Annotated in this window: 20 protein-coding genes and 1 pseudogene; 17 read left to right on the top strand and 4 right to left on the bottom strand. The window is 62.2% G+C overall.

What is annotated here, in order from left to right; translation table 11 throughout:
- Window positions 1-9: 9 nt before the first annotated feature.
- From rplV to rplX, 7 genes and pseudogenes are all read left to right on the top strand, one after another.
- Window positions 10-381 (top strand): 50S ribosomal protein L22, encoded by a 372-nt coding sequence (gene rplV / locus DW024_RS02420; RefSeq protein WP_006235036.1) that lies wholly within the window; start codon window positions 10-12, stop codon window positions 379-381.
- A 6-nt stretch (window positions 382-387) separates the two neighbouring features.
- Window positions 388-1098, top strand: coding sequence for a 30S ribosomal protein S3 (gene rpsC, locus DW024_RS02415; protein WP_006235037.1), 711 nt, complete (start codon window positions 388-390; stop codon window positions 1096-1098).
- Window positions 1098-1493: pseudogene (gene rplP, locus DW024_RS02410) on the top strand (50S ribosomal protein L16); the annotation flags it as partial. The gene rpsC and the pseudogene rplP, both read left to right, overlap by 1 nt.
- A 107-nt stretch (window positions 1494-1600) precedes the next feature.
- Window positions 1601-1816 (top strand): 50S ribosomal protein L29, encoded by a 216-nt coding sequence (gene rpmC / locus DW024_RS02405; protein ID WP_118376891.1) that lies wholly within the window; start codon window positions 1601-1603, stop codon window positions 1814-1816.
- A 16-nt stretch (window positions 1817-1832) separates the two neighbouring features.
- Window positions 1833-2093 (top strand): 30S ribosomal protein S17, encoded by a 261-nt coding sequence (gene rpsQ, locus DW024_RS02400; protein WP_006235040.1) that lies wholly within the window; start codon window positions 1833-1835, stop codon window positions 2091-2093.
- 118 nt (window positions 2094-2211) lie between these two features.
- Entirely contained in the window at window positions 2212-2580 is a 369-nt protein-coding gene (gene rplN / locus DW024_RS02395; RefSeq protein WP_006235041.1) for a 50S ribosomal protein L14, read from the top strand.
- A gap of 13 nt (window positions 2581-2593) precedes the next feature.
- On the top strand, window positions 2594-2899 hold the full coding sequence (gene rplX / locus DW024_RS02390; protein ID WP_006235043.1) for a 50S ribosomal protein L24: 306 nt from the start codon (window positions 2594-2596) through the stop codon (window positions 2897-2899).
- 623 nt (window positions 2900-3522) lie between these two features.
- Here rplX and DW024_RS10240 read toward each other — a convergent pair.
- Entirely contained in the window at window positions 3523-3768 is a 246-nt protein-coding gene (locus DW024_RS10240) for an IS3 family transposase (protein WP_233541311.1), read from the bottom strand.
- Entirely contained in the window at window positions 3650-4102 is a 453-nt protein-coding gene (locus DW024_RS02385; RefSeq protein WP_233541310.1) for a hypothetical protein, read from the bottom strand. The genes DW024_RS10240 and DW024_RS02385 overlap by 119 nt, the downstream gene beginning before the upstream one ends.
- Here DW024_RS02385 and DW024_RS02380 point away from each other — a divergent pair.
- The 8 genes from DW024_RS02380 (at window position 3996) to DW024_RS02345 (ending at window position 12163) form a co-directional block, all read left to right on the top strand.
- Entirely contained in the window at window positions 3996-4526 is a 531-nt protein-coding gene (locus DW024_RS02380) for a hypothetical protein (RefSeq protein ID WP_233541308.1), read from the top strand. The genes DW024_RS02385 and DW024_RS02380 overlap by 107 nt on opposite strands.
- Window positions 4527-4667: 141 nt before the next feature.
- A complete protein-coding gene (locus tag DW024_RS02375; protein WP_118376889.1) occupies window positions 4668-7409 on the top strand; it encodes a PRD domain-containing protein in 2742 nt (913 codons plus the stop codon).
- A gap of 123 nt (window positions 7410-7532) precedes the next feature.
- Window positions 7533-8006 carry a PTS sugar transporter subunit IIB gene (locus tag DW024_RS02370; RefSeq protein ID WP_089572478.1) on the top strand — a complete coding sequence of 158 codons (474 nt, stop codon included), beginning with the start codon at window positions 7533-7535 and terminating at the stop codon, window positions 8004-8006.
- A gap of 9 nt (window positions 8007-8015) precedes the next feature.
- Entirely contained in the window at window positions 8016-8801 is a 786-nt protein-coding gene (locus DW024_RS02365; protein WP_089572477.1) for a PTS sugar transporter subunit IIC, read from the top strand.
- 2 nt (window positions 8802-8803) lie between these two features.
- Window positions 8804-9637, top strand: coding sequence for a PTS system mannose/fructose/sorbose family transporter subunit IID (locus tag DW024_RS02360; protein ID WP_089572476.1), 834 nt, complete (start codon window positions 8804-8806; stop codon window positions 9635-9637).
- A 26-nt stretch (window positions 9638-9663) separates the two neighbouring features.
- Window positions 9664-10062: a PTS sugar transporter subunit IIA gene (locus DW024_RS02355; protein WP_089572475.1), complete on the top strand. Its 399-nt coding sequence runs from the start codon at window positions 9664-9666 to the stop codon at window positions 10060-10062.
- 12 nt (window positions 10063-10074) lie between these two features.
- Window positions 10075-11199, top strand: a complete 1125-nt coding sequence (locus DW024_RS02350) for a glycoside hydrolase family 172 protein (protein WP_172676343.1) — start codon at window positions 10075-10077, stop codon at window positions 11197-11199.
- A 79-nt stretch (window positions 11200-11278) separates the two neighbouring features.
- Window positions 11279-12163: an ROK family protein gene (locus DW024_RS02345; RefSeq protein WP_199576910.1), complete on the top strand. Its 885-nt coding sequence runs from the start codon at window positions 11279-11281 to the stop codon at window positions 12161-12163.
- A 116-nt stretch (window positions 12164-12279) separates the two neighbouring features.
- Here the strand turns inward: DW024_RS02345 and DW024_RS02340 are convergent, their stop codons facing one another.
- Window positions 12280-12516, bottom strand: a complete 237-nt coding sequence (locus tag DW024_RS02340) for a DegV family protein (RefSeq protein ID WP_117817123.1) — start codon at window positions 12514-12516, stop codon at window positions 12280-12282.
- Window positions 12517-13148: 632 nt separating this feature from the next.
- On the opposite strand from DW024_RS02340, the gene DW024_RS02335 reads away from it, so the two are divergent.
- Window positions 13149-14228, top strand: a complete 1080-nt coding sequence (locus DW024_RS02335) for a Gfo/Idh/MocA family protein (protein ID WP_117629218.1) — start codon at window positions 13149-13151, stop codon at window positions 14226-14228.
- A 3-nt stretch (window positions 14229-14231) separates the two neighbouring features.
- Window positions 14232-14978: a DeoR/GlpR family DNA-binding transcription regulator gene (locus tag DW024_RS02330; protein ID WP_117778548.1), complete on the top strand. Its 747-nt coding sequence runs from the start codon at window positions 14232-14234 to the stop codon at window positions 14976-14978.
- A gap of 117 nt (window positions 14979-15095) precedes the next feature.
- Here the strand turns inward: DW024_RS02330 and DW024_RS02325 are convergent, their stop codons facing one another.
- Window positions 15096-15755, bottom strand: a complete 660-nt coding sequence (locus DW024_RS02325; RefSeq protein WP_233503005.1) for an RluA family pseudouridine synthase — start codon at window positions 15753-15755, stop codon at window positions 15096-15098.
- Window positions 15756-15765 lie beyond the last annotated feature (10 nt).

Here is a 15765-nt window from a genome sequence, read left to right as displayed (position 1 = left end):
TAACCGTAAATGGCAACTAAGTCTATTGAAACTGAGGCCACCGAGGTTCGCGCCGTCGCTAAGTACGTGCGTGTTTCCCCCAGCAAGGCCCGCCTGGTGGTCGATCTGATCCGCCGCAAGCCTGTCGCTCAGGCCTTCGACATCCTCCACTTCTGCGACCGCGCCGTCGCCGTGGATGTCGAGAAGGTTCTCCGTTCCGCCGTTGCGAACGCCGAGAACAACAACGGTCTGCGTGCCGACAACCTGGTTGTCGCCGCTGCCTATGTTGACGAGGGTCCGACGCTTAAGCGCATCCGTCCCCGCGCCAAGGGTTCCGCTTCTCGCATTCTGAAGCGTACTTCCCACATCACCGTCGTCGTTGCTCCTCGAAAGGAGGCGTAAAGCTGTATGGGTCAGAAAGTCTACCCCACCGGCTTCCGTCTTGGCATCACCGAGAACTGGCGCTCCCGCTGGTTCGCAGAGAAGGATTACGCTAAGACCCTCGGTAACGATCTCGAGATCCGCAAGTACCTCGAGAAGCGTCTTTCCCGCGCAGCTGTCTCCCGCGTCGAGATCGAGCGCGCTGGCGACAAGGTGAAGGTCATCATCCTCACCGCTCGCCCCGGCGTTGTCATCGGTAAGAAGGGTGCCGAGATCGATACCCTCCGCACCGAGCTCGAGAAGGTCGCTGGCGTCTCCAAGGGCCAGCTCTCCGTCGACGTTGTCGAGATCAAACGCCCCGAGCTCGACGCCAACCTCGTTGCTCAGTCTATCGCCGAGCAGCTCGAGGGCCGCGTTGCCTTCCGTCGCGCTATGCGCAAGGCTGTCCAGTCTGCCCGCAAGGCCGGCGCTAAGGGCATCCGTATCCAGTGCTCCGGTCGTCTCGGCGGTGCCGAGATGGGCCGTCGTGAGTGGTACCGCGAGGGTCGCGTGCCTCTGCACACCCTCCGTGCCAAGATCGACTACGGCACGGCTGTCGCCAGCACCACCATGGGCGCTTGCGGCGTGAAGGTCTGGATCTACCTGGGCGAGAAGCTCCCGGGCCAGCCTGTTCCCAACCCTGCACTCGAGGGCTCTTCCCGTCCTCGTCGTCGTAACTCCGAGAGGAGGGGTCAGTAGTGCTTGCCCCTAAGCGTATTCTTCACCGCAAGGTGCAGCGTGGCTCCATGAAGGGCCAGGCCAAGGGTAATACCGAGCTGCATTTCGGCGAGTTTGGTATCCAGGCTCTCGAGGCCCATTGGATCACCAACCGTCAGATCGAGGCCGCTCGTATTGCCATGACCCGCTACATGAAGCGTGGCGGTCGTGTCTACATCACGATCTTCCCCGATAAGCCCATCACCAAGAAGCCTGCCGAGACTCGCATGGGTTCTGGTAAGGGTAATCCCGAGGAGTGGGTGGCCGTCGTCAAGCCCGGCCGCATCATGTTCGAGGTCAAGGGCGTGCCCGAGGAGGTCGCTCGCGAGGCTCTGCGTCTTGCACAGCACAAGCTTCCCATCAAGACCAAGATTGTTGCTGCCAAGAACGCTGAGCAGCGCATCGAGAAGGAGATGGCTGAGGAGGCCGCTCTCGAGGCCAAGTGGGCTGCTGAGGACGCCGCCGCCGCCAAGGAGGAGAACTAATGAAGCCCGCAGAGATTCGTGAGCTCTCGGACGCTCAGCTCGTTGAGAAGCTGAAGGAAATGCGCGCCGAGCTCTTTAACCTTCGTTTCCAGATGGCCACCAGCCAGCTGGACAACACCACTCGCGTCAACACCGTGAAGAAGGACATCGCTCGCGTCCTCACGGAGCAGCGCGCCCGCGAGATCGCAGCGGAGAAGTCCGCTGTCGCCGAGTAGGACCTAAGGAGAGAACATGACTGATTCGCGTAACTCGCGTAAGGTCCGTACGGGTGTCGTTACCTCCGTCTCCGGTGCCAAGACCATTGTTGTCACCATCACCGAGCGCAAGCGTCACCCCAAGTACGGCAAGATGATGACCAGCTCCAAGAAGCTGCACGCTCACGACGAGGAGTGCACGGCTGGCGTGGGCGATACCGTCCGCGTTATGGAGACCCGTCCTATGTCCAAGATGAAGCGTTGGCGCCTCATCGAGGTCGTCGAGCGCGCTAAATAAGCAGTCGCTCTTACGACTTGTACGTTTCCGAAGATGTGCGTATGCCTGGCTTGCATACCACGGGCCGTATAAAGGCTGCGCACCTCTCTTCGGTTCTTAGTTCGGAGGAACATCTACCATGATTCAGATGCAAACCATGCTGAACGTCGCCGACAACTCCGGCGCTCGCAAGATTCGCTGCATCAAGGTGCTTGGCGGTTCCAAGCGTCGTTATGCAGGCATCGGCGATGTGTTCATCGGTGCTGTCCAGGAGGCTACCCCTGGCGCCAACGTCAAGAAGAAGGACGTTGTCCGTTGCGTCGTCGTTCGCACCGTTAAGGAGATCCGCCGCAAGGATGGCTCCTACATTCGCTTTGATGAGAACGCCTGCGTTGTCATCAACAACGATGGTTCGCCCGTCGGCACCCGTATCTTCGGGCCCGTCGCTCGCGAGCTTCGTGACAAGAAGTACATGAAGATCGTCTCGCTCGCTCCCGAGACCCTGTAGTTAGGGGAGATATATGTATATCAAGAAGGGCGATAAGGTCCAGGTTCTCTCTGGTAAGGATCGCGGCAAGCAGGGCGTTGTCCTGCGTGCTCTCCCCGCCGAGAACAAGGTCGTTGTCGAGGGCGTTTCGGTCGTCAAGAAGGCCGTCAAGCCCAACGCTGCCAACCAGCAGGGCGGCATCGTTTCGCAGGAGGCTCCCATCGACGCCTCCAACGTCAATCTCGTTTGCCCCGAGTGCGGTAAGGTTACCCGCGTCGGTCACGAGAAGGACGGCAAGAACAAGCTGCGCGTCTGCAAGAAGTGCGGCCACAAGTTCTAAGCTGCCCGCAACATCAAGTTGCTAGCAAAGGCCCGGATGCCATGGCACCCGGGCCTTTTTCTATCCCCACTCGATGGCTTCGGTTCTGCCGTCCTGTCATTCCGGTTGCATCCAGTTTTCGGTGCCGTCTCGAATCGAGTGCCTCCAGGTGACACCCTGTCGCGTTTCGTCGGCTTCGGGGACAAAAGTCGGGACAACTCCAAAAACTATTTTCGAACTCAGGGCTTTGAGTTTTTGTTTTTGTCCCAAAGGGCGCGGCGGGATGCCTTTGGAGGCTCGATAGCGCCGAAAACGCCCGTTTTGAAACTTAAATGCCTTTTCGCGTGCAAGCCGCCAGCTGCAATAGGAAGTGAATCAACGCAGGTGGCTTTCAAGCAGTTTGCAAAACTGCAGGTCGCAGGTCTTCATTGCCAGTAGGAGAAATGAGTAGTCTCAGGTGGCTTGCCCATGAGTTGACGAACGGGATTTGAGATTACGCTGACGTCCGGAAACGCTTCGAGCACGGCGTTACGTTTTTGGGGTTTGGGCGTAGCCCCTGCACCCGCGAGCGCGGGCCTTAAGCCCGCCGAGAGGGTGACGCGTCGAAAACGAAGGGGAAAGAGAGAAGGGGCCGTCCCTATCATTCAGGTTGCGACCGAAGAAGACAAGGAGACCCCCTGAGCCTGAATGATGCCCCACAGACCGCGTCCGACCGAGCTCAAGCCGAGCTTTTCCTGACGTCCGCCTTCGCGAAGATGATGGCTGGATTGGCTATGGATTGGCAACACATATTTGGACGATTCCGGGAGGGACGGCCCCGCCTCCCTGAACTCGACCGGCGACATGTAGCCCAGCGTCGAGTGGATCCTGAAGTTGTTGTACCAGTGCACGTAATCCAAGAGCTTGGCTCGGAGCTCGCGCGTCCCTCCTCGGTCCTTCGGAGTGGCCGACGATCTCCCCGTTGCAGAGGTCGACGAGCAGGCAGACGTAGTTCCACGACGCCCCGACGCGCACGCAGACCAAGTCGCTGCATATATGGGTGCACGGCGCCCTGCCGCCGAAGCCGCGCGCGACGACGTTCGACACGTCGGCCTCGTTGACCGCCCCGGGGTGCACCTTGAACCTCTTCCTGCCGTATGCGCCGGCCAGGCCGTTCTCCCTCATGATGCGGCAGACGCGGCGCCGGCTGACGGTAACGCCCGACCTCCCGGGCGACGCCTTGATCTTGCGCGATCCGTTCCGGCCCTTGCTGGCGGCGTGCGCCGCCGCGGCCGCCGTCGCCCCCGACATTAAGGTCCTCAAGGGCCGCGTCGTCTCCGGCGACCAGTTCGTCTCGCCCGCGGAACAGAAGGAGCGAATCCTCGCGACCTTCGGCGACCTGTGCTGCGAGATGGAGGGCTGCACCATCGCGCAGGCCGCTTATCTCAACGGCGTGCCCCTCGTCGTCGTGCGCGCCATCAGCGACAAGCCCTGCGCCGAGGGCCGGGTCGTGACTACAACACCTTCGAGAAGAAGGCCGCCTGCGACTGCGCCCGCATCGCCGCGCGCATGGTTAAGCTTTAGGCCCTGCGCGCCGGGGCCCTTCTTTATGTTGGGACCCCGGCGCGCCGGGCCCTTTCCAAAGCGAAGTGTCGAGCCGAAGTGTTGAGCGTCGGCCCCGAATGTTCAATGGCCGTTGTTTTCTGCCCCTCAAGTGGTGGACTTTTCCTCGGAGCTGTTGATTCCCCCACGCGCCCCCTTCCGTTCTCTGTTCTCCCCTTATACTCCTTGTACGAGGAGGTAAGAAGTCATGGACAAGACCACACAGGACAGCTTGGCAAAGAAACCCGTCGACATGAGGGACAGGATTCTCGAGCATCTCGAGGCCCTCACCTCTGCCGTCTCGCTCGACGACCTTGCCCGTCTGTCCACCTCCGACATCGCCGAGACGCTCATCATCTCCAGGAGCCTGGCGAGCCAGTACCTCAACGACCTTGTTCGCGCCGGTCTTGTGGTTAAGGTGGCGGGCAGGCCTGTCCGTTATTTTCATCGCCGCGCGTTCCAGAAGCGTTTTCAGGTAAAGCTCTCTGCAAGCGAGTACGCCTCGCTCGCCGACCTCATCCAGGCGACGGGAATCGCCGATCACCGTGACTTCGCGCGTGCCGTGGGCTTCGACATGAGCCTCAGCTCCGTTGTCGAGCAGTGCAAGGCTGCGGTTCAGTACCCTCCGTTTGGCCTGCCCATCCTCTTGAGCGGCGGCATGGGTGTCGGTAAGTCTTTCCTTTCTCGCCTTGTGTACGAGTACGGCAAGAACCAGGGCTTGCTGTCCCGCGACTCCTCCTATGTGCGCATCGACTGCGCCGGGGTCCCGGACGCCGCCTCGTTCAACGGGCTTCTTGACGAGTCGATCGCGAAAGCGCGCGGGGGTGTGGTCTTTGTCAACGGCATCGAGGCACTCTCTCCCTCTGCGATGGAGCACTGCCTTGCGACGGCCCTCGGGCTCGATGCCTCCCAGGATGCGCCGCGCGCTCGCCTCGTTCTTTCGACGACGCTTTCCGCCGATGACCTGAAGGTTTCCTCGGCCTACAGCAAAATGCCCATCTGTGCCCGCGTCCCCTCACTCAAGGAGCGGACCCCCGAGGAGCGCGAGGATCTCATCTTGAGCTTCCTGCGCAGCGAGGGGTGCCGAATCGGTTCTGATGTGAAGATCAGCCGCGGCGCATACCGTTGCCTCGTGAACGCGGACTTTTCCGATAACATCGCCGGCTTGCGCGCCTGCGTGACGAACTGCTGTGCCAAAGCGTTCCTCAATCGCGAGGGCGACTACGTCGTCGTTCGCCCGTATCTTCTTCCCAGCGGGCTCCTCTCCTCCGCGCAGATCGATCAACAGCCCGACGATGGCGTTCTGATCGACGCGTCTCTGGATGCCGCCGAGAGCACAGGGCCGGTCGAGCAGGCGCTCGATGCCCTGTGCTCCCTCGATGAGCGATTCTGCGCCGGGGAGCTCTCTGTCTCCGAGCTTGTCTCGCAAGCTGTCTCCGCTGTGCGCGGCGTTGAGGATCACTTGATCTTCGACCACGGCGTCGCCTCCTCGAGGTCGCGCGCCTTCGAGCGCGTCGTGGGCGCGGTCCTTGCCGACGCAGGCTCTTCTTATGGCATCGAGCTTTCGAGGAAGGTCGCTTTTCTACTGGCCCAGGAGATTTGCCTGCAGTTGTGGCCGGGTATCGGCCTGGCTAAGCGAAAGTCTGCCTGTGCGGAGCAAATCTCCCATCTCCTCGGTGCCGTGACCTCCGAATTGCCGTTTGCCTCGAGTGTCTCCGATCAGGTCGCCGCAGACGTGGAAGGGGCGCTGGGAATCTCGCTCGATCACTTCACGAAGACGCTTCTGACGCTGTGCGTCGCATCGGAGTCTCGCGATGCGAAGGCCCTTCGGACGCTCTGCGTCATCTTGTCCCACGGCTACTCAACGGCGACGAGCATCGCCGACGCGGCGAACCGTATGCTCGGCATGCATGTGTACGAGGCTGTCGACATGCCCTACGACCAGCAGCTGAAGGACATCGTCGGTCCGCTCCAGCGCCTCGTCGACCGCCATTCCTACTGCACCGGGGTCGTGTTCCTCGTCGACATGGGCTCCTTGGAGGAGGCCTATAAGGCCCTCGAGAACGTTACCGACTCCACTATCGGCGTGGTGAACAACGTCTCTACCGGTCTTGCGCTCGAGATCGGGGTCGCGCTGCTCGGCGGCAAGTCCATCGCCGAGGTTCTTGGCGATGCGACCGCCGCGTGCGTGACGCACTGCAAGGTGATCGAGCGCGTCAACCGTGAGGACGCCATCGTCTTCTGCTCCGAGTCCGGGGTCGACGCCGCGGAGAGGATACGCCAGCTCGTCTCGCAGAGCCTCCCGCGCACCATAGGCGCGCGCCTGCTCACGAGGCCCTTCAAGCAGCTCGTCGCGAACGGGTCGAACGACGCCGTTTTCTCCGAGCACCGCGTCTGCGCCGTCATCGGCACGGGAGACCCCGGGGTCGCCTCCGTCCCCTTCGTCGCCCTCGAGGACATCATGTCGACGGCGTCCGCCTCTAAGGTTGATGCCGTGTTCGGCAGGTGGCTTGACGCTTCCGAGCTCTCTTCTTTCCACGAGAAGCTGCTCTCGAACATGACGCTGCAGAACGTCATCCGCTCCATCACCATCCTCGACCCGGAGCGGCTATTCCATGAGATCGAGAGCGCCGTGCACGAGCTTCAGCGCAGGACAGGCGAGAAGATCGGCAGCAACGCCATCATTGGGCTCTACGTTCACCTCTGCTGTCTCGTCGAGCGCCTTGTTACCAGAAACCCCATTGAGACCTACGTTGGCCAGGACCGCTTCGAGGAGGAACGCGCCGATTTCATCGAGTCCTTCAGGCAGAGCTTCTCGAGCATCTCGACGCGCTATCGCGTAGAGGTTCCCGTAAGCGAGATCGCATATGTCTTCGACTACATAAGCGTGAGCGCCGCCCCGGCGCGAGAAGAGCGCCTCGGCTCCTCGGACCTCCTGCTCGACGAGTGACCTTCCCCACGCCGCCGCAAGCTGACCGCGCGTCCTCAATAATCCGATAACCCCTTGCCCGGCGCGAATCCGGATAGCGCCGAGGCAGTACCGAACGCAAAACTTCATTTGATAGGAGCAAACATGAGTGTTGTTATGGCACGAATCGACAATCGCCTGCTTCACGGCATCATCGTGACGCAGTGGGCCCCGGTGTCGGGCGCGACCCGAGTCATGGTCATCGACGACAAGGTCGCCGGCGACGAGGTCCTGAAGTCCACCATGAGGATGGCGCGCCCCGCGGGCATGGCCGTTTCGATCATCTCCGAGCAGACCGCGCTCAAGAACTTCGCCGCGGGCAAGTACGACCGCGAGAAGGTCTTCGTCATCGCCAAGGAGCCCGAGACGATGCTTCGCCTGGTCGAGTCGGGCGTCGAGCTCCCGTCGCTGGTCGTCGGCGGCTCGCTCGTCAAGGAGGACGGCATCCAGCTCACCCAGCGCGCCTACGCCTCCGCCGAGAACGTCCAGAGCTACAAGGCGCTCATCGCCCGTGGCGTCAAGGTGACGGCCCAGTTCGTGCCCGCCGACAAGCCCGTCTCCGTCGCAGACCTCATCTAAGGGGGAAATATGGTCAACTTCACTATCCTGCAGGTCGTCCTTTTGACCCTGCTGGCCTTCATCAAGCACGTGGACTACTACGGCATCCCGATGATCTTCGTCAATTACGCCGTTTTCTGGGGCCTCATCACCGGAGTCGTCATGGGCGACTGGAAGACCGGCCTTGTCATCGGCGGCACCATTCAGCTCATGCAGCTCGGCGTCGCGGGCTTCGGCGGCTCCTCCATTCCCGACTACGGCACGATGGCCATCATCGCCACCGCCTACGGCGTGACCCTGGGCTCCGACACGGGCCTCGCCATCGGCCTGCCGGTCGGCATGCTCGGCATCCAGCTCGACGTCGTCGCCAAGATCCTCAACGGCTTTGTCGTCGAGAAGTCCCAGAAGTTCTGCAACGAGGGTAAGTTCAATCAGATGAACGCCATCCTGTGGGTCTGCCCCGCGCTCTTCGGCCTGTGCGCCGCCCTGCCCGTCTTTGTCTCCGTGACGCTCGGCCAGCCCGCCGTCAACTGGCTCCTCGAGGTCATGCCCCAGTGGTTCCTCTCCGGCCTCACCCTCGCCGGCAAGATGCTCCCGGCCGTCGGTATCGCCATGCTGCTCCGCTACATGCCAACCGCCAAGTACTTCCAGTACCTGCTCGCCGGCTTCTTCCTCTCGGCCTTCCTGAACGTGCCCATCATCGGCGCCGCCATCGTCGGCGTTGCCCTCGCGATTGCGTTCTACCAGCGTGCCGAGAGGGACACCGAGCTCGCCGCCCACGCTTCCGCAGACGCCTTCATCGGAGAGGATGAGTAACCATGGAAAACGAGAACATCACCGCCGTCGCCGAGGGCAAGCCCTCCGGCTACAAGGTCACCAAGAAGGACCTGCGCAACGCGAACTGGCGCTGGCTCATGAGCGTGTGCACCTTCAACTACCAGACCCAGCAGGGCGCCTCAGTCGCCTACGCCCTCTCGCCGGTCCTGAGGAAGATCTACACGAACGACGAGGACTATAAGCAAGCGCTCAACAACCACTTCCGCTACTACAACACCCAGCCTTGGCTCGCCGCCATCATCCTTGGCGCCTGCGTGGCCATGGAGGAGCGCGACGGCCTAGCGGCGGCGGACGCCGTCCAAGACCTGAAGATCGGCACCATGGGACCGCTCGCCGGCGTCGGCGACTCCCTGCTCATGACCATGATCCCGACCATCATGGGCTCCATCGCCGCCTACATGGCCATCGAGGGCAACCCCGTGGGAGCCGGCATCTGGTTCGCGCTCATCCTGGCCATCTTCTGGGTCCGCATGCACGCCCTCGAGTTCGGCTACAAGCAGGGCGTGAAGCTCGTCACCGACTTCAGCGAGAAGCTTCCCAACCTCACTGCCGCCGCCTCCGTGCTCGGCCTCACCGTGGTCGGCTGCCTCATCGCCTCGGTCATTGGCGTCACCTGCCCGATTAGCTTCAGCTTCGGCGACGTCGCGATGGAGATTCAGCCGCTGCTCGACAAGATCCTGCCTGCCATGATCCCCGCCGCCATCACGGGAAGCGCGTATTACCTTCTTACCAAGAAGAACGCGAGCATGACGGCCCTCATCCTCGTGGTGATCGTCCTCGCGATGGTCGCCTCCGCCGCCGGCATCCTCGCCTAGCTTCGACCCAAGAGATTGGTGAATCAATGAGAAAGATAGTTGTGGCGAGCCATTCCCTTCTCGCCCAGGGCTTCAAGGACACCCTCGAGTTCCTTACGGGTAAGGGCGACGCCGTCAACGCCGTGTGCGCCTACGTGAACGACAACGGCGAGGGGCTCGACGCGGCGGTCGAGGCGGCTCTTTCGGGCACTGACGAGGTCGTCGTCCTCACCGACGCGTACGGCGGCAGCGTGAACCAGCGCTTTTCCCGCTTCGCCTCCGACCGGATCCACGTGATCGCGGGTGTCAACCTCCCGCTCGCCATGACGGTCGCGCTCGCGCGCCCCGACGAGAAACTCGACTTCGACGCCCTCGTCAACGAGGCGCGCCAGCAGATCATCTACGTGAACGGTGCCAGTTCCGCCGAGTGCGACGACGACGAATAGAGGAGGTCGACGATGAGAGAGTTCCTTAAGGACGTGTGGATGCACGGCGGTGAGGAAAGCCGCGCCATCACCCCCGAGAACATCACGGGCGAGAAGGGCCGCGCCGCCATGTCGGCCAGCCACCTCGGCGTCGGCCGCAAGGGCTCGTGCTGCGTGCCCCTTGAGTCCGGCGAGACCATCACGCTCGCGGACATCGAGGGCCCCGGCATCATCCGCCACATCTGGATGACCGTCCCCGACAAGACCGCCGCCGGCAGCTTCGTCATGCGTGACCTCGTGCTGCGCTTCTACTGGGACGACGAGGAGACCCCCTCGGTCGAGTGCCCTGTCGGCGACTTCTTCTGCAACGGCTTCGGTGAGCGCGCCATCGTCAACTCGATGCCCATCTGCGTGAACCCGACGGGCGGCATGAACTGCTACTTCGAGATGCCCTTCAGGAAGCACGCCAAGGTCACGCTTACGAGCGAGCATCCCGGGTTCATTAAGTACATCTTCTACACGTTCAACTACGCGCTCACCGACGTGCCGGACGACGCCATGTACTTCCACGCCCGCTTTAACCGCGAGCGCAGCACCCGCAGGGGCGTCGACTACACCGTGCTCGACGGCGTGCGCGGCAAGGGCTACTACGTCGGTACCTACATGGCCCTGTGCGCCCTGGAGCGCTATTGGTGGGGCGAGGGCGAGATGAAGTTCTTCCTCGACGGCGACGAGGAGTTCCCCACGGTCACCTCGACGGGAGCCGAGGACTACTTCGGCGGTGCCTGGGCCTTCCTCGACAGGCCGCCCCACGCGCTGCCCGAGGCGCAGTGCTTCAACACGCTGTTCGCCGGCTACCCGTACCGCTCGACGCGCGACGCCACGCGCGACCGCTTCAGCGCGGGCAAGCCGAACCCGAATCCGATGCTCGCGACTAACGACGACGCGCTGCCCAGGCACGGCCTCTACAGGTGGCACCTTCCCGACCCGATCTCGTTCAAGGAGGACCTGCGCGTGACGTTCCAGGACCTCGGCAACGACGACATCAAGCTCTACGAGCGCGAGGACGACATCTCCACCGTCGCCTACTGGTACCAAAGCGAGCCGCACGCCGTGCTCGCCCCGTTTGCCGCGAGGCAGGACCGCGTGCCCAGGTAGGGTCGCCTCGAAACAAGCCAACGTTATGGGCGCCCGCGGTTGACCATGACTGCGGGCGTCCCTTTGTAAGGAGGATCACATGAGCGAAAAGCAAATGAGGCTCGGCGCCCTCGAAGCCGGCGGGACCAAGATGGTCTGTGCCGTGGTGTCCGGCGACGGCGAGGTCCTCGACCGTATGGAGACCCCGACGCTTACGCCCGCCGAGACCGTCCCGCAGATGATCGAGTGGTTCACCGCCCGCGATGTGGACGCGTTGGGCATCGGCGCCTTCGGCCCGACCTGCGTCAACCCCAACGACGAGCGCTACGGCTCCATCCTCCAGACGCCCAAGCTCGCGTGGCGAGGCCATGGTCTTCGCGCCGCGTTCGCCGACGCCCTCGGGATTCCGGTGGCCTACGACACGGACGTGAACGTTGCCTGCCTCGGCGAAGTGGTCTTCGGCTGCTGCAAGGGGCTCGAGGACGCCGTCTACGTGACCATCGGCACCGGCGTGGGCGCGGGCGTCATGTGCGCGGGCAGACTCCTTCACGGCATGCTGCACCCCGAGGCCGGTCACATGCTGGTAAGGACCCGTCCCACCGAGGAGGGACGCTGCGTCTGCCCGAGCCACGCGAGCTGTCTCGAGGGGCTCGCCTCCGGCCCCGCCATCGCCGCGCGCTGGGGAAAGCCCGCGGCCGAGCTCGCGGGCAACGATGAGGTGTGGGCGCTCGAGGGGGATTATCTGGGGCAGATGTGCGCGAACCTCGTGCTCATGTACTCGCCTTGCCGCATCGTCCTCGGCGGCGGCGTGATGCACCAGGAGCAGCTCTACGGCATCGTCCGCAAGAAGACCCTCGAATATCTGGGTGGCTACATCCAGACCGCCGAGCTTAAGGACATGGAGAGCTACATCTGCGCCCCGGGCTGCGGCGGCGACCAAGGAATCCTCGGCGCGGCCGAGCTGGCAAGAAGGGCGCTCGCGTAACTTGCGCTCTCTCCGCCATACAACGCGTTAAGAAAAGACGAGCGCTTCTTGCCAATTGAGCGGCAAGAAGTGCTCGTCTTTTGCATTTGTTTTTGGGGCAGGACGCCCCGCCTCCACTAGAGTCCCTGGACCGCCACACCCACGAGGTTTGGACCGGTGTGGACAAGAAGCGCGGGGCTGATGTCGGAGCGGACGACATCCACCGCGTTGGCCACGCGCTCGCACAGGGCCTGCTCCATGCGGTCGTAGAGGTCGGCGTGGGCCGAGGTGCGGCTCGCGGCAAAGCGCACCTCGGGGTGCTTCTCGACGATGGCGGCGATGAGCTTGGCCTCGGTGCGATGCGGTACTTGCACAGCCATTTCGTGTGCGCGAAGCTGTTGGCTTTCTGGGCCACAGCAATCACCTTCCCCCTAGTATGATGACCTGAACAATCCTCATGCTAGGGGGAAGGTTTTTGTCGCGTAGCGGAAATTGGCCTCCACCCGCTGAGCGGGTGGCTTTCTATGCCGCGCGTGCCGCGCGGCACGGACTAAAGTCCATGAATAAAAACGAGGAAGGCCACGTCCGGCCTCCCTCACAAAGGGTCTCTGATTACTCCCACTCATTGGGGACAGACTTAAATGAGTGCTCTTGAAATGCCGGCGCCTGGGGACGTTCTTTTTCTGTCTGCAGTTTGGAACGTTCCTTTTCTGTCGGCAGTTTGGGACGGTCCTTAGAGCTGCAGCGCGCCATGAGCGACGAGGCGAAGCGGATCATCCTGTCTTTTGAGTTCTAAGCATAAGCCCCTGTCTCTGAGCAATGACCGGTTCGCATTTGTGCGCATTTACGTGCGTGGGATTGCGTGAATATGCGTATAGATGCGCCGTTTACGGGATAAAAATGACCGTTTAGCGGTGAGATACGCAAAAACGCGCACAGAAGCGCGTGTTTGTGCGAATATAGAGCTGTCAGAAAGCAAGGCGTTCTATGACACAGGAGGCACATAATGGCAGATTCCAAGCAGGCTCCGCTCGACGCCGCGGCAGCCGCCAAAGCAGCGTTCGCTTCGGTCCAGGACAAGCCGTTCCCCGACGATATTTTTACGGCTCCCGAGCTCCATTGGGCCGTCATCGGTTGCGGCGTTATCGCCAACCAGATGGCTCAGTCCCTTGCTCTTGCCGGTCGCAAGCTTGCGGGCGTCGCCAACCGTACGCCGTCCAAGGCTCAGGCTTTTGCCGAGCAGTATGGCATCGAGAAGGTCTACGACACGGTTGAGGACCTCTACGCCGATCCTGGCATCGACGCCGTCTACATCACTACCCCGCACAACACTCATATCACCTATCTGCGCGCTGCCCTGGCAGCCGGCAAGCACGTGCTCTGCGAGAAGGCCATTACCCTCAATTCCGCTGAACTCGATGAGGCCCGTGCCATTGCCGCCGAGCACAACGTGGTCCTTATGGACGCTACCACGGTGCTCCACATGCCCTTGTATCAAGAGCTGCGTCGCCGCATGGATGCCGGCGAGTTCGGCCGCATGAACCTCGCTCAGCTCAACTTTGGTAGCTACAAGGAGTACGGCGACCTGACCAACCGTTTCTACAATCGCAACCTTGCCGGCGGTGCCATGCTCGATATTGGTGTGTATGCCCTGTCCGTCATGTGCCTGTTTATGGCGAGCCAGCCCGCCGAGGTCGTGTCTCTAGGCAACACCTGCGAGACTGGAGTCGATGTTGCGGGCGGCATCGTCTGCCGCAATGCCGAGCAGCAGCTGGGCGTCGTGAGCCTTACGCTTCACTCCAAGCAGCCCAAGCGCTCGGTCATCAGCTTTGACAAGTGCTACATCGAGGTCAACGAATATCCGCGTGCCGATCACGCGACCATCGTGTGGACTGCGGACGGCCACCGCGAGGAGGTCCACGCAGGCACCGAGGCTTACGCCCTGTGTTATGAGATGGCCGATCTTGAGAAGGCCGTTGCCGGCGACGACTCCAAGCGCGAGCTTCTGGATTATGCTTCTGATGTTATGGAGCTTATGACCAAGCTTCGCGCCGATTGGGGAGTCGTGTACCCCGAGGAGGAGTAAGCGATGCTTGCGGAAGATAGGCTCAACGCAATCGTGTCGATGGTGCAGCAGACGGGCTCGGTTACCGTACCGGAGCTTGCTGAGGCCCTGGGCGTGACGGCGTCTACCATTCGGCGCGACCTGCAGACGCTCAATCGCGCACACCGTATCGCCAAGGTGCACGGTGGGGCGACGAGCCTTGAGCGCGCGCACGTGACGCGCGACCTAACGCTTAATGAGCGCAGCGATCTCCATAACGACGACAAGGAACGTATCTGCGCCCGTGCGGCGGCGCTGGTGGAGCCTGAGAGCTTTGTATACATCGACTCGGGCTCGACGACGCTCAGGCTCATCGAGCATCTTCCACACCTTGAAGGTGTCACCTATGTGACTGATTCCGTGCTCCATGCTCAGCATCTCGCTTTGCGCGGCATGCGTACCGTGGTGCTGGGCGGCGAGCTCAAACCCGAGACCGAGGCGCTCGTTGGCCCCGATGCCTTGGCAACCTTAGACCGTTACAACTTCAACTGCGGCTTTTGGGGCTCTAACGGCATTGCCGCCGAGCAGGGCTTCACGGCGCCCGATATCGAGGAGGCGCAAGTAAAGCGTATCTCGATGCGCCATACGGCCAAGCGCTTCGTAATCTCGGACGCCAGCAAATTTGGCATGGTGGCGCCCGTCAAGTTCGCGGACTTCCGCGATGCAACGATTATTACCGCAGGCGAGGTCCCCGCCAAGTACCGGGCAATGGACAACGTCGTCACGGTCTAGCAACAGGGGACCGGCTAAGGGACAAAACCACCGCGAAGGGGCAGGAACCTTTGTGGTGGTTTTGACGTTTGCCCAGATAAAACCTGCCAAAATAAACCTGTCCCTTTTCGGCAGGTTTTAGGGCTCCCAGGGGCAGGGGGCTTCGATGTGGATGTGCTCGCCGGTTACGGGATGCGTGAAGGACACGCTGTGGGCGTGGAGCATGAGGCCGCAGGGGCGCGGCGTTCCGTACAGGTCGTCGCCAACCAGGGGATGATGCTCGCTTGCCAGGTGCACGCGGATCTGGTGCTTGCGGCCGGTGAGCAACTCGACATCGATATACGAGCGCGTGGGCAGGCCACGACGGCTCTTAAGACGTTTGAGCACCTTCACGCGCGTTTGAGACGGCTTGCCGCTGGCGCCGACGCGCATCTTGCGGCTGTCGTGACGGTCGCGGGCGATGGGCTTGTCGATGAGCTTTTCGTTCCAGTCGATCTTGCCCTCGGCGAGCGCCAGGTAGTGCTTTTCGAACGCGTGGTCGATGATCATCTGGTCAAAGGCGGGCTGCGTCTGCTTGTCGAGTGAGAACAGCACCACGCCGGTGGTGTCACGGTCCAAGCGGTTGAGCGGCTGCATGTCGGTCGCGGCAAAGCCGTCGCCCATCGCCAGCAGCAGGTCGCTGGCGTAGTCGGTGAGCGTACGCTCGCCGGTGCCATCGCCGTGGACGATCATGCCGGCAGGCTTGTCGATGGCCATGAGCCAGGCGTCGCAGTAGAGGACTTGAGGTTCTTCGTTCACGTGTAAGCCT

Origin of the sequence: Collinsella sp. AF37-9 (assembly GCF_003475115.1) — a bacterium.
Taxonomy (GTDB): domain Bacteria; phylum Actinomycetota; class Coriobacteriia; order Coriobacteriales; family Coriobacteriaceae; genus Collinsella.
The sequence above is the reverse complement of the archived record's forward strand: the minus strand, read 5'-3'. Positions and strand labels throughout refer to the sequence as shown.

Bases quoted from the DNA above. Each gene is read 5' to 3' on its own strand.
- rplV (WP_006235036.1), top strand. From the start codon at position 10: ATGGCAACTAAGTCTATTGAAACTGAGGCCACCGAGGTTCGCGCCGTC.
- rpsC (WP_006235037.1), top strand. From the start codon at position 388: ATGGGTCAGAAAGTCTACCCCACCGGCTTCCGTCTTGGCATCACCGAG.
- rpmC (WP_118376891.1), top strand. From the start codon at position 1,601: ATGAAGCCCGCAGAGATTCGTGAGCTCTCGGACGCTCAGCTCGTTGAG.
- rpsQ (WP_006235040.1), top strand. From the start codon at position 1,833: ATGACTGATTCGCGTAACTCGCGTAAGGTCCGTACGGGTGTCGTTACC.
- rplN (WP_006235041.1), top strand. From the start codon at position 2,212: ATGATTCAGATGCAAACCATGCTGAACGTCGCCGACAACTCCGGCGCT.
- rplX (WP_006235043.1), top strand. From the start codon at position 2,594: ATGTATATCAAGAAGGGCGATAAGGTCCAGGTTCTCTCTGGTAAGGAT.
- DW024_RS02375 (WP_118376889.1), top strand. From the start codon at position 4,668: ATGGACAAGACCACACAGGACAGCTTGGCAAAGAAACCCGTCGACATG.
- DW024_RS02370 (WP_089572478.1), top strand. From the start codon at position 7,533: ATGAGTGTTGTTATGGCACGAATCGACAATCGCCTGCTTCACGGCATC.
- DW024_RS02365 (WP_089572477.1), top strand. From the start codon at position 8,016: ATGGTCAACTTCACTATCCTGCAGGTCGTCCTTTTGACCCTGCTGGCC.
- DW024_RS02360 (WP_089572476.1), top strand. From the start codon at position 8,804: ATGGAAAACGAGAACATCACCGCCGTCGCCGAGGGCAAGCCCTCCGGC.
- DW024_RS02355 (WP_089572475.1), top strand. From the start codon at position 9,664: ATGAGAAAGATAGTTGTGGCGAGCCATTCCCTTCTCGCCCAGGGCTTC.
- DW024_RS02350 (WP_172676343.1), top strand. From the start codon at position 10,075: ATGAGAGAGTTCCTTAAGGACGTGTGGATGCACGGCGGTGAGGAAAGC.
- DW024_RS02345 (WP_199576910.1), top strand. From the start codon at position 11,279: ATGAGCGAAAAGCAAATGAGGCTCGGCGCCCTCGAAGCCGGCGGGACC.
- DW024_RS02335 (WP_117629218.1), top strand. From the start codon at position 13,149: ATGGCAGATTCCAAGCAGGCTCCGCTCGACGCCGCGGCAGCCGCCAAA.
- DW024_RS02330 (WP_117778548.1), top strand. From the start codon at position 14,232: ATGCTTGCGGAAGATAGGCTCAACGCAATCGTGTCGATGGTGCAGCAG.